This window comes from Mycoplasma sp. 4013 (assembly GCF_054353875.1).
The window spans coordinates 1-13,566 of sequence record NZ_JBTHHK010000011.1 but is presented as its reverse complement, the minus strand read 5'-3'; the positions used below and the strand labels follow the sequence as shown (position 1 = coordinate 13,566).

Annotated in this window: 12 protein-coding genes and 1 tRNA gene; 9 read left to right on the top strand and 4 right to left on the bottom strand. The window is 25.9% G+C overall.

From position 1 onward, the window contains the following. Positions 1–106 precede the first annotated feature (106 nt). From msrA to prmC, 3 genes are all read left to right on the top strand, one after another. Complete coding sequence (msrA, locus tag ACXYRO_RS03550) at positions 107–604, top strand: peptide-methionine (S)-S-oxide reductase MsrA (RefSeq protein ID WP_458614326.1); 498 nt, start codon at positions 107–109, stop codon at positions 602–604. A gap of 61 nt (positions 605–665) precedes the next feature. After that, positions 666–1,745 (top strand): peptide chain release factor 1, encoded by a 1,080-nt coding sequence (gene prfA / locus ACXYRO_RS03545; RefSeq protein WP_458614325.1) that lies wholly within the window; start codon positions 666–668, stop codon positions 1,743–1,745. After that, positions 1,745–2,473: a peptide chain release factor N(5)-glutamine methyltransferase gene (prmC, locus tag ACXYRO_RS03540; RefSeq protein WP_458614324.1), complete on the top strand. Its 729-nt coding sequence runs from the start codon at positions 1,745–1,747 to the stop codon at positions 2,471–2,473. The genes prfA and prmC overlap by 1 nt, the downstream gene beginning before the upstream one ends. A 21-nt stretch (positions 2,474–2,494) precedes the next feature. Here prmC and ACXYRO_RS03535 read toward each other — a convergent pair. Both ACXYRO_RS03535 and ychF read right to left on the bottom strand, forming a co-directional pair. After that, positions 2,495–2,568, bottom strand: a tRNA-Trp gene (locus ACXYRO_RS03535). A 9-nt stretch (positions 2,569–2,577) separates the two neighbouring features. Beyond that, positions 2,578–3,678: a redox-regulated ATPase YchF gene (gene ychF, locus ACXYRO_RS03530; protein ID WP_458614323.1), complete on the bottom strand. Its 1,101-nt coding sequence runs from the start codon at positions 3,676–3,678 to the stop codon at positions 2,578–2,580. Positions 3,679–3,779: 101 nt separating this feature from the next. On the opposite strand from ychF, the gene ACXYRO_RS03525 reads away from it, so the two are divergent. The 4 genes from ACXYRO_RS03525 (at position 3,780) to ACXYRO_RS03510 (ending at position 7,620) form a co-directional block, all read left to right on the top strand. Beyond that, positions 3,780–4,274, top strand: coding sequence for an MAG0490 family ComEA-like DNA-binding protein (locus ACXYRO_RS03525; RefSeq protein ID WP_458598091.1), 495 nt, complete (start codon positions 3,780–3,782; stop codon positions 4,272–4,274). 176 nt (positions 4,275–4,450) lie between these two features. After that, positions 4,451–5,464, top strand: a complete 1,014-nt coding sequence (locus ACXYRO_RS03520) for a ComEC/Rec2 family competence protein (RefSeq protein WP_458607193.1) — start codon at positions 4,451–4,453, stop codon at positions 5,462–5,464. Positions 5,465–5,471: 7 nt separating this feature from the next. Next, the gene (gene holA, locus ACXYRO_RS03515; protein ID WP_458598095.1) at positions 5,472–6,407 is read left to right on the top strand and encodes a DNA polymerase III subunit delta; all 936 of its coding nucleotides are present in this window, start codon (positions 5,472–5,474) and stop codon (positions 6,405–6,407) included. Further along, on the top strand, positions 6,367–7,620 hold the full coding sequence (locus ACXYRO_RS03510; RefSeq protein ID WP_458614322.1) for a hypothetical protein: 1,254 nt from the start codon (positions 6,367–6,369) through the stop codon (positions 7,618–7,620). Before holA ends, ACXYRO_RS03510 begins: the two co-directional genes overlap by 41 nt. On the opposite strand, the gene ACXYRO_RS03505 is transcribed toward ACXYRO_RS03510, so the two are convergent. Then, positions 7,613–8,539: a nucleotidyltransferase gene (locus tag ACXYRO_RS03505; RefSeq protein WP_458614321.1), complete on the bottom strand. Its 927-nt coding sequence runs from the start codon at positions 8,537–8,539 to the stop codon at positions 7,613–7,615. The two genes, ACXYRO_RS03510 and ACXYRO_RS03505, sit on opposite strands and share 8 nt — an antisense overlap. 47 nt (positions 8,540–8,586) lie before the next feature. Then, positions 8,587–9,774 (bottom strand): phosphopentomutase, encoded by a 1,188-nt coding sequence (locus ACXYRO_RS03500; protein ID WP_435130604.1) that lies wholly within the window; start codon positions 9,772–9,774, stop codon positions 8,587–8,589. Positions 9,775–10,481: 707 nt separating this feature from the next. Here ACXYRO_RS03500 and ACXYRO_RS03495 point away from each other — a divergent pair. Both ACXYRO_RS03495 and ACXYRO_RS03490 read left to right on the top strand, forming a co-directional pair. Further along, complete coding sequence (locus ACXYRO_RS03495) at positions 10,482–12,494, top strand: S8 family serine peptidase (RefSeq protein WP_458614320.1); 2,013 nt, start codon at positions 10,482–10,484, stop codon at positions 12,492–12,494. A 1-nt stretch (position 12,495) separates the two neighbouring features. After that, positions 12,496–13,260, top strand: coding sequence for a hypothetical protein (locus ACXYRO_RS03490; protein WP_458614319.1), 765 nt, complete (start codon positions 12,496–12,498; stop codon positions 13,258–13,260). Positions 13,261–13,566 lie beyond the last annotated feature (306 nt).

Below are 13,566 nucleotides of genomic sequence, written 5' to 3'. Positions count from 1 at the left end.
TTGAAAAATTTTTTTATTTTCATAACAAAGAAAGAAATAAAAGAAAGAAATAAATGAAATTTATTTATTAAAGAATTTATATATAATTTTATACAGAAAGGAAATTATGAACAAAGAAGTATATTTAGCTGGTGGTTGCTTTTGAGGAGTAGAAGCATTCTTCCAAAAAGTCAAAGGTGTTTTAAGCACAAGTGTTCATTATATTAATGGTGGTAGCGAAAGTGTTTCATATCGACAAGTATGTAATGGTTCATCGCATGCTGAAGCTGTAAAAATTATTTATGATGCAGATGTTTTAACACCTAATGATATTTTTAAACTATTTTTATTAATTATTAATCCTTATTCATTAAACAAACAAGGAAATGACCGTGGCGTACAATACCGTGTTGGGATATATACTAATGAAACTGCACTAAGAGCTGAATTTAAAAAGCTAAATCAAGCATTTAAAGAAACTGAAGGTAAAGATAATTATATTGAGATTTTACCTGTTAGTGATGATACAAAGGCAGAAGAATACCATCAAAATTACTTAAACAAAAATCCATTTGGATATTGTCATATCAACTTAGATGGTGTTCCATCAGAATATCGTAAATAAATTTACCAAAGCGAATGCTTTGGTTCTTTTATATTTAAAATTATGATAAAATAAAAATACTATGGAACAAACAATGTATAAATCACTTTATCAAATCAAGGAAAAATATCAAGAACTTGAAAAGTCGCTTGAAAAACCTGAAATTATTTCGGATATAAAAAAATATAACAAAATCAGCAAAGAAATTAATTCAATAAAAGATATTGTTATAGTTTTCAACAAATACCTTGATGCTCGAGAAAATCATACACAAGCAAAAGAAATGTTATCAATAGAAAAAGATGAAGAAATTTTGGCATTTGCTAAACTTGAAATTCAAACAACTGAAGAATTAATGGACAAATTAACAGAAGAATTAAAAATTTTAATTCTTCCACAGGATGAAAATGATAACAGAGATGTAATAGTAGAAATTCGTGGAGCAGCAGGGGGCGATGAAGCAAATATTTTTGCAGGTGATTTATACCGTATGTATTTAAAATGATGTACACAAAATAATATGAAAACTACATTATTAGATTCAATTGGAGCTGAAGCAGGTGGTTTTACATTAGTTACCTTTTCTGTGAAAGGTGAAAAACCTTATTCTAAATTAAAATTTGAATCAGGAGTACACCGTGTGCAGAGAATTCCTGTAACCGAAGCAAAAGGACGTGTTCATACATCTACAGCTACTGTTACAGTAATGCCGGAAATCGATGATGATGTAGAAATAGAAGTGAAAACCGAAGATATCCGAGTTGATGTGTTCCGTTCAAGTGGTAATGGTGGTCAATCAGTTAATACAACTGATTCAGCAGTTAGAATTACACACTTTCCAAGTGGAATCGTAGTATCTTGTCAAGAAGGAAAATCGCAAATTCAAAATAAAGAGATTGCGATGCGAATTTTAAAATCTAAACTTTATGATTTAGAAATTCAAAAAAAACATGCCGAAGAATCAGCATTTAGAAAACTTGCTGGTTCAGGAGCACGTGCTGAAAAAATACGAACTTATAACTACCCACAAGATCGTGTTACTGACCATCGCATCAGTTATTCAACATCCTTAGCGCCTGTTATGGAAGGTAGGTTGAATGCGATTATTGATGCATTATTAGCAGAAGAACAAAATGAAAAAATAAAAGAAGCAGGGATCTAATGCCAACAAAAGCAGATTTATTGCTTGAAAAAAGAAGATATGGTTTGGATCAAAACATATCTTCTTTTGAAGAACAACAACTTGAAACCGGCATGCCAGTTCAAAAAATAATCGGATATATTGAAATGGCTGATGTAAAAATTGATCTGAGATATAAAGTTTTAATACCTAGATATGAAACCGAAGAATTAATTTTATATGTGAAAAAGATGTATCCTAAAAATGCTAAATTAAGAATTTTAGATTTATGCTGTGGTTCAGGTTTTATCGGACTAGCATTAAAAAAATATTTTGTTAATTCAGAAGTAATTTTATCTGATATTTCTGATGAAGCAATTATGCAAAGTAACTTAAATAAGAAGATAAATAATTTAGAAGTCAAGATTATCAATTGCGACTTATTTGATAGCATCACAGGTAAATTCGATGTTATCGTAAGTAATCCACCTTATTTATCAACAAACGAAAAACTTGATAAATCAGTTCTTAATTTTGAACCACATAATGCTTTATTTGCTGATAATAATGGTTTATATTTTTATCAGCAAATTATTAAAAAAGCTGATAAATATTTAAAAAATGAAGCAAAAATATTTTTTGAAATCAACCCGTTACATTTAAACTGATGAAATCATCAAAAATGAAAATATGACATCAAAATTATTAATGATATTGCTAATAAACCAAGAATTGTGGAATTTGCATATAAAAAACCTAGCAACAACTAGGTTTTTTTGATCATTTTGATATGGCAGGGGTTAAAGGAATCGAACCCTTATCATCAGTTTTGGAGACTGCTATAATACCATTATACAAAACCCCCATAAAGAAGTTATTTACCAAATTTAAAGTGACAAACATCACCATCTTGCATTATATATGATTTTCCTTCCGATCTCATTTTTCCAGCATTCTTAGCACCTAATTCACCTTGATAATTTATATAATCATTATAAGAAATTACTTCTGCTTTAATAAATTTTTTTTCAAAATCACTATGAATTACTCCGGCACATTTAGGAGCATTTCATCCTTTATGAAACACTCAAGCCCTCGCTTCTAATTCTCCGGCTGTAAAATAAGTTTGTAAATTTAATAAATCGAATGCATGTTTGGTAAGTAAATCTAATCCACTAGTTTTTATTCCATAAAGTGATAAAAATTCTTGTTTTTCATTTTCATCTTCGATTTCGGTTAATTCTGATTCAAGTTTTACCGAAATCGGTAAAAGTTTTTGATAATCTTTTAAAGATTTTTTTAGTTTCACATAAACTGCATCATTATTATAATCCAAAAATTGTTCAGATGATAAATTAGCAACATAAATAATTGGTTTATAAGTTAATAGATGATACCCTTTAATAAATTTACTTTCATATTCATCTAAGTCAACTTCCCTAGCAGGTATTTCAGATTCGAGTGTTTTTTTTATTTTCATTGCGGCATTTTGCTCAATAATAGCATCTTTGTCACCTGATTTAGCTTTCTTTGCAACACGATTTAACACATTATTAATTGTTTCTAAATCAGCTAAAATTAATTCAGTATTAATTATTTCTTTATCGCGAACTGGATCAACTGAATTAGAAACATGCATAATATTTTTATCTAAAAAACAACGAACCACATGAATAATTGCATCTACTTCACGAATGTTAGCTAAAAACTTATTTCCCAATCCTTCACCTTTTGAAGCACCTTGGACTAATCCGGCAATATCAACAAAATCAAAAGTTGCTCATACTATTCTTTTTGGATTAACTAAATTAGCTATATTTTTTAATCTTACATCGATTAAAGGAACCGATGAAATATTAGGCTCAATAGTTGTAAATGCATAATTGCTTGCTTCAACATGTTTTTTAGTTATCGCACTAAACAATGTGCTTTTTCCAACATTTGGAAGTCCGACAATACCTGCTTTTAATGACATAAATCTCCTTGTTCTTTATATTTTACTAAATTTCAAGTTCTTAAAAAGTTCTTTTTTTGTTCTTTTTGCTTTCTTTTTTTAAAATAATCTATATATAAAATATGAAAGCAAAAATTTTTAAATATATAATAAGCATAATTTTGATAGCAGCTACACTTGGTACACTTAGTTATTTTACTTTTTTTGCTACACCACAGCAAAATACAGTAAAAAAAGAAATGATAAAAAGATATATCTTAAAAGGTGCAGTAAAACAAACAGGGATTCACGAAAGTTCTAGTCCACTAACATATCGGCAGTTATTCTTTATTACAAAACTATTACCAGATGGAGATGTATCTGCATTTAAATTAGATGATTTAGCAATTGAAAATAAAGAAATATATGTTCCGTTTAAAAACCATCAACTTAATTGAGAAGATTTGCATTCAATCAATCAATTAACAAGTTATGGGATAAGTAAATCATATGCACAAAAGATAATTGATTATAAAGAAAGTAAAGGATACATAATAACTTGAGACGAGCTTTCAAAAATTTCTGGTATTGGCCAGAAAACAATTGAAAAATTAAGAACTTTCTTGATTCTAGAATAGCATCATTTAATGCATTTTTGGTTTTAACATTCTTTTATCTTGTTTTATCATCATTTAGTATTTTGATTTTACTTTTTTGGATAATTATTTCACTAATTCAGATTTATATTTTTAGAAAATACTTAATTCGGCTGCTTATTTTCATAGTAATTTTATCTGTAATTTTATTATCTAAAATGCTTATATATAGATATTTTTATGCATCAGGTGTAAATAACACATTCCAAGTAATTGGTGTTTATAAAAGCTATATAGCAATACGAAATTTTTGAAATTTAAAGTATTATATTTCAAATTATAATGATAATTATTCAATTTATCAATTTATCAATGTGCAAGGAAACATTGCTGAAACAAGTTATAAAAAAATCCTATCAACAAATATTTCACCTGCTACAAACTGAGATTTTCGCTACTATATTTTTAATTTTTACTCAAAATTTGATGGTTACCAGCAAACCTTGATCCCAATGACATTTGGATATACATATAAAACATCATCGTTAATTGATAATGCATCAAAAATTGGTATTATGCATCTGCTTATTATTAGTGGACTACATTTTGGGATAATTGATAAAATATTAAAGAAAATAACAAAAAGAAAATGAATTGGAATTTTTGTTATAGGAATTTATTGATTTTTGTGTAACTGAAGTTTTTCAACTAACCGTGCTTTTGTTTTTAAAATACTCCCTAGAAATAAAAAATATTTCAAGGATAAGTCTGATAAATATCTTTTTACTGCATTTATATGTATTGCTTTAAACAATCAAATTAATTTATCTGTTGGATTATTTATCACCTTTATTTTAACTTATCTACTACTTTTTACAAAAAAGTTAACTAGAATTAAAACAAAAATTATTACTTCATTAGCATTATGATTTATATCAATTTTGTTCATAATTTATATGAATAAAAATATAAATTTGCTTTCTTTTTTAATCATACCTATTTTTGCTATATTATATGAGATAATTTTAATAGTATCGTTAGTTTTATTTTGATTTCCTTTTGCATCTTTTTTAGTTATATACAGTGTAAACTCAATTATTTCAATGATGCTATATTTTGTAGTAAATATCAAAATTGAATTTTTATATGTTAAAGAAATTATGGTAGTTTTAATTTATGTTTGCTCTATTTTAATGATGTATCTTTATAAAAAGTGGCATTATCAGTTATAATATTATTATGTATTTTATAATAGGTGATGAAGAATTTTTTATAAATCGCGAAATTAATAAAATTAAGGAAAAATTTTTAGATGAAAATATCTTTACTTATCGTGAAAATTATAATTTACTTGAAATTTTAGATGAAATTTCAAGTGAAAATTTGTTTGAGCAACCTAAACTATTTATCGTTTATAATCTTAATCTATTAACTGCTACAAAAATTTCAGAAAAAGACAATGAAATAATCGAATATTTTAAAAAAGTATTTATGCAACAGAACAAAAATACTTTGATTTTAGTATTAAATCAAGTTAAATATACAAGAAATAATTTAACAGATTTTATTTTGAACACTTTTAAGGTTATAGAACTACATAAAATAAATAAGTATGAAATAAGAACACAGATAGGTAATTTTATTCGTTCTAAGGGAACAAAAATATCACAAAGCGACTTAATTTACTTGCTTGAAAAATTACCAGAAAACTTATTTATCATCCAAAATGAAGTTGAGAAAATGACTTCATATACCGATAATTTAACTAAGGATATTATTGACGATTTTATATCAGACTATAAGTTAAACAACCAATTTGCTTTTATAAATTCGATAGAAAGTAAAGATGTAGGTAAAATTTATCAAAAATACCTTGAACGCAGTAGTGAAGGTGATAATGAAATAACTTTAATGTCACAGATTTTTAGTATTTTTTCACTTGCAGATAGGGTTTATAATCTCAAAGAACTTGAATATACTGATTATGATATAATGCAACAAACAAAATTGCAAGATTGAAGATATAAGAAGATTTTGCAAGTTATAAAATTATACGGGATTAAAAAGATTCATTATATTTTAATAAACCTTGCTGAGTTAGATATCCAACTAAAAAGTTCGGAGGTTCCAAGTAATGTATTATTTGAGACATTCTTGATCACAAACTTCACATAATTTTGATAATAAGCACTTTGTATTTTTAGATAGTGAAGTAATATCAAAAAGTAACTATCAAAAAAACCAAGAATATTATGATTCGGTATTCTTTCACCTTAAAAACACATCTAAATCATTAACAAAATTTATTGTTGTTATTCCTGATATATATTTATATTTTTTCAATGAAGAATTTATGTATATTGAAAAAAGTTCAAAATATACACTTGAAAATAAAAAAGAAAAAGAAAGAAAATTGAAATTATTACAAAATTTTCTTTCTTTGATTTCGCAATTTAAAAATATTTCAATTGCTTATGAGTTGAACTTTAGTAATATTTTGGTTATTGCAAATGCAATTAACCGAAACGAAAACATTCTTGATGATTCAGAAGATAGTCAAACAATACAAAAAACGCTAACATCGACACAGAATGTTATATATGAAGATATGTTAGTAACAAAAAACCTAGATTTAAGTAAATTTGATCCTAGCAAAAATGAATTAAGAGATAACTTAATTTTAATTACTAAGAAATATTCCGAAGTATTCAACAATGATGATTTAATGCTAAAAAACATCTCATCTAAGATAAATAAAATTAATAAAAAAGACAAAGAAGAAATAACTAATTACTTAAAAAAAACATTATATGCATTTAAAAGTTTATATAATCGATCAATATATATCCATGAAGAAAACGAAAGTAATTTGTCTATTTTTGAAACATTTCAAGTTTTTGATGATTACCTATATGATTTTAAGATTTCATCGAACTACAATAATACATTTAAAGCAATTATAAAAACTTTTAAATCAAAATACACTACTATCTTTGATTTAAAAAAGTTTATGGTTTTTGAAAAATCAGGATATTTTTATTTAATAGATAAAATAAAACTTTTAGTTAAATTATATTGCTTGATTCCTAATAATATTGGATTTATTTTAAGACATTTAACATCGAATGAAAATTCTATAAAACCATTGTCACAAGTTAATTATTATCAAATTTTAACTTCATATTTTATTAATCAATGTGAACAAAAAACTTTTTATTTTCATTATCCAATAGCAAAAATTGTAAAAATCACAGTTTTTAATAACCTATTTATTCCATATATATGTAATTTTAAAATAACTGTTGATTCAATTAAGAAAACTATGATTTTTAACACAAATGATATTCCTTATAAAAATATCAATGCATATTCTATTAAAATTAAATAACAAATTTCTTAATTTTAAGAAGGACATATAAATATGTTCTTTTTATTCTACTTGCAGTATATCTTTTGCTCACACATGCTTGGATAAAACTTTGATAATCTGGTTGTTCAATATGTTTTTTAAAAAGATTTTCAATTCCTTCAGTTACCATATGAAATTGAGCTATTTTGGACGCTGATAGTTTTCTTACAATCTTTTGAAATTTTGGATAAGTATTTTCTATAAGAAATTTCGACTTGATTTTTTTTATATCAAAAGGAGAAAATGACTTTATACTTTGATTTTCTTTAAGCATTGCTCTTAATTTTGTTGCACTAGCAAAATTATTACTTATTTGCTCGCTATGAAATCCAATGGTACGTTTTAAGCAAACTGGGATAATTTTAAAATTATTATTTATTATTGTTTTAACATACTCTAAACCTAGAATATCATTAGGTTGATTGATTTCAAATCCACTTAATTCACTTAATGCTAAATTTGTTGCTCTTGGAAAACTATTACCTTTTTGTTTTAGGTATTTTTTAACAAGTTGGTTATATTTTTCTTGATTATTCTTAATTATTTGAGCAACATTGATAAAAGTGTTTATATCATCTGTTTCAGAACCAAAAACAAGATAATCAATATTTGCTTTATTAAGCAACTTAATGGCTTCTGAAGCAAAAATATGTGCAGCTTGTGCTGAGATTTTGTTATTTATTTTAATAACTTTATAAATTCCATATTTTTTAGCCATTTTTTTTCTTTGATAAAAAGGTAAGCAAATTATTTCACCACGTTGTGAATATTTATATGACATCGCTATGATTATTTTTGCATTAGGAAATTTTTCTTTAATTCAATTAATTTGATAAATATGTCCATTATGCATCGGATTGTATTCAACTACAATTCCTACTTTAATTTGCTTATTCATATTTAAATTATAATCATTTTTAAAAATACAGCAATACTGCTGTATTTTTAAACTAACTCATCAAAGATATCATCTCCGGTTTCAGTGACTATATCAACATCGAAATTACGTGCTACAATGTTTCCTAATGTTCCTAAACCGTTAAAGTTAGTTAAAACCTTTGGAGATTTAAATGACTTAGAGAAAATAGTTGCTGGCAGTAATTCCCGAGTATGGTTAAATCCTGGATAGGTTGGATCATTTCCATGATCAGAAGTTATAATCAATAAATCATCTTCACGCATTACATTGATTAACTTAGCAAGTTTTGTATCTAAATTAGCTATATTTTGTGCATATCCATGCACATTACGACGGTGTCCAAAATGCGAATCAAATTGTACAAGATTAGTGAAAATAAATTGATTTTCACCGTCTTTTGTCGCTAAATCAATTGTAATATCCATCCCATTTGCATCACCTTCGGATGGAAAGTGCTTAGAAATTCCACTGCCTACAAATATATCATTAATTTTACCAACTGAAATAACTTCAATACCTTTGTTATATAAACTATTTAAAATAGTATAACCTGGTGCGTTAGCATAATCATGTCGGTTAAAAGTTCTTTCAAAACTACCAAAATCACCTATATAAGGACGACATATAATTCTACCAACATTTCATTCAGATTTTGATGAGCAAATTTCACGTGCTGCTTTAGCATAACGATATAAGTTATCTAAACCAGTTCAAGCTTCATGAGCACAAATTTGTAATACCGAATCCATTGATGTATATACTATAATAGCACCACGTTCTTTTTCTTCGTGGGCTAATTCATTAATGATTTCGGTTCCAGAAGCAGCTTTGTTTCCTACAATTGGTCTTCCATCAAAAGCCTTTGATAACTCATCAATTAATTCTTGTGGGAATCCATTTTCAGTAAATGTAGGAAACGGAGTATTAGTTTTAACCCCCATCATTTCTCAATGTCCAGCTAGTGTATCTTTTGCATTTGAAACTTCTTGAACTTTAGCCATATATGCAAGTGGCTTACGAACATAATAATTTCCGTTAAGATTAGCAATATTACCGATACCTAATTTTTTTCAAGTATCAATTTGAAATTCTTCAACCATTGAAGCAGATCGAATAGTGTTTGCGCCAGCATCACCGAATTTAATTTGATCTTTATCCGGACCAATTCCTAAACCGTCTGTTACAATCATAAAAATACGTCTAAATTTTGCCATAATTGCTCCTGTATTTATATTTTAATATTAATTATATTTTACTCCTTTTTTAGCAGAATAAAATAACTGATAAATTACTAATATTGTAAGTTATCATATTTTATGTTTAAATTCTTGTGTATTCTAACCTAAATAAACATTTTTTCTAATAATTTTTTCTTAATATTTTTAAGAATAGTTAACTTACGCTTGAAGATAAAAAATTAGTAAGAAAAAAAATACCTTAAAATTCTGTTTACCCCTATAAACAATAGGTAAACAGAATTTTCACCATCAAAACGGGAAATACAGAAAAAACACATAAACAAGAATGTATAAAACTAACAGATTTAACTTTGTATCGTTGCAGCAAATAGCTGTGGCGATTTTGATTTAAATTTGTTTATATTTTTATTAAGTATATCATCTCATATTACACTAATTAATACCAAATATTTGTTTATAAGTTATTTTTATATAACCTAAACGACTTAAACATTTAGATTTTAAGTTTGAAAATCAGTAATTGATTTCACAAATGTCTAAAATTTTTAATTTTTTTATCTTAATTCTTGTTAAACTTCCTTTTCATGGATTTTGCACATTTTCTAAATTTTTTAATATATTTTAAATTATTTTTTCTAATTTCACCTTTTTTTTATGTAGAATAAAAATGCAAGAAATTGAAAAGAAATTTATTTCTTAGAACAAACATAAAAGGAGTAAATATGAAAAAGCAAATTAAAAAAATATTTTTATTTAGTAGTATTTTAACCACATCAGTTGCAGGTATAGCGACATTAACATCTACAAATGTATCAAGATACCAAGAAAAACCTTGATATTTAGGATATCAAAATAATAAATTAGAAGTTCGTATAAATAAAAACGGACAACTATTTAATTCTGTGAGGAATGTACCTGTAAACAATAATTATGAATTAAAACTTTTATTAAATTATGAAGCAGAAAATTCAGTTATGGATGAAAAATGAACTGTCCAAAAAAATAATGAATTCATAGAAAACATTAAAAAATCAAATTTATATTTCAAAAGCTATCAAACAAGCTCGATGATGCCGATCGTTTGATTCTATTTTGATAATGAAAATCAAAGAAAAGAATTTGTCAAAAGTATTATAGAAAAAAAAGAAATTTATAAAGGTATTGTATTTCCAAACGAAATACAAAATATTCAATTATCTAATACAACGAATTCACGCAAGCAAAAAGTTATTGATTGAGATATTTACTATGATAGGGATATTACAATCGATAACACAAAAGATTTAGAAATAGTAAATTTTAAGAAGCAAATAGAAAGAGAGAATAGAAGATATTACAATAACTTAGGGAATGTTGGAGTTTTAGAAGTAATAGGGAGATTAGATGAAACTAAACTACAAAATTTTAATAGATTTGGTATTGAGATAAACGAAACACCAGATTTTGCAATTACCCATCATGCAAATGAAGTTTCAAATATAACAGCAGGGGAAAAAGGATATGATAGATATTCTAAACTTATCTTTTCTGCCTTTATAGAAGATTCTGAATGACAAAAAGGTATTGAATGAATGGTTAAAGATAAAAAGGTTAGGGTTATAAACCATAGCTACGGTTATACAATTGATGATGCGCATCCAATATATAATGAAAAAAACCTATTTTTAGATTATATATCTAGAAAATATGGAGTTGTAAATATATTTTCATTAGGTAACGGTAACAATAAAAAAGAAAAAGAAAACGAATGATTAAATGGATATAAACTTTCCCTTAATAATTTAGTTGTAGGAGCTCTTGATTTTAGTAATTGAGCACAAAAACCTACCGAAACGATAGCAAAATATTCTAATTATTTATTACCTAAAAGTTTTACATCCACTTCTAAACCTAATGTGGTTGCTCCAGGATATTTATATAAAAGATGGCATAAAAATAGTAAAGGTGAGTGAAATTACTTAGATACACAAGGTACAAGCTTTGCATCTCCCGTTGTTACAGGTTTAGTTTCAACATTATTAAGAGAAAGAGATTTCTTAGACAAAGACAAAATTAGATTACAATCTATAAAATCGATTATAGGTGCTTCATCAAGAACCCCAAAAGTAAATAATCTCAATTATAAAGCGAATGGATATACAGAAAAATATGGTTCTGGTATTGTAGATTTTGAAAATATGTTAGAAGCAGCCGATAATTTAGTAACTAAAGAAGTTTCAAAATCTGATAATGATTTTGTTTTGTTTACTAGAGAATTCTATGTTCAAAAAGATAAAAAAATCAAGGGAGCAAGTTCTTGATTGTTCAATTCAGGTTTATTAAAAGAACATGAAAATTTACCTACATATAATGCAAATGTAAATTGATGATGGTTTTTAGGAGTTTTAGGTGGTGTTATAACTAATTCTGTTGAGGGATCAAGGTTAGCAAAAGAAAAAGCAGAATGAAAAAATACTCATATTAATGAAGAAAGATTGAATCTAAAAACAATAAATCAAAAACAAAATGATAAACTATTTTCTGATTATGATTTATATTTAGAAAAAAAAGATAGTTCTGGAAAATGAACTGTTGTAAAAAGCATCATATCAAGTGACTCTAACGATGAAATACTTGAGTATGTAACTCCTGAATCAGGTATATATCGATTAAAAGTTAAAAAATATTCTGATGTTTTATTTGATAATTCAATCAATGATAGTTTAGCATTAACATATACCATACAGGAAAAATAATATGAAGAATTTTATAAAAAAATGAATTTTTCCTTTTTCTGCATTAACATCATTGGTTGTTGCTAGTTGTACAAATAACACAAACAATAATAAAGAATATGATGAATACGATTTAAAAAGATTTTATGTATATGTAGATGAATATCAAAGACTAAATGATATTAAGAAAATTAAAGAAAATTACTTTTATTATTTGTGAGAAAATAACAAAGAAAATAACGGGATGTTTCAACCCTTATTCAAAGACAAATATGTATTTATTAAATCAGTAGATGAACTCAATAAATTATTTTTAGATAAATTTAATTTAAATTATGTTAAGAAATATTATCAAACATTTAAAGACAAAGTTAATTTTGACATAAATACTTTAACAGAAGAAAAACTAAAACAAATTAACAAAGAAGAGTTTCAAAATATTTATTTAAACAACGAAAATATTAATGAATTCTTCAAGAGTAAGAATTTGTTAATGTATGAAACAAGAAACCAGAATTCTCAGATTTCACAATATAATTTAGTCCCAGATTACATAAATGACGACACAGAAAATTTACATTTTTGACTTATTAATTTAGAACAAATAGGTGTTAAATATATGGCTGAAGAAAGTTCGCGAAAAAGTCGTATAACTATGAATGTAAAATACATTGATAAATCTAAAACCATAACAGCTAATATAAACCCTAGTAATCAGCAGGTAAAAGACCTTTATGAATATTTACCTAAGGAAATAAGTTTTGTATTTCCTATGTCTAAAACATAAAACCACAAAAACAGGATGTTGGTGTGATATTGTACCAACATCCTGTTTGTTATCATTATATTGCTTTCGGAAAGGAAGTAATATCCCTAGCACTATTTATAATTTAGATACAGGTGAAATAATTAAAAGATAATAAGCAAGTAACAACTTAGTTGTTATAAAATTAAACACTACATCAGAGGGTTTGTGATGTAGTGTTTTGTTTAAACAAACATTTTATCTAACATTGTCTTTTTGATATTCTCTAAAGCAGTTAACTTACGCTGATGAAGTGAAAGGATGGAGTCTAAAGAAGTGAAAAGTTGG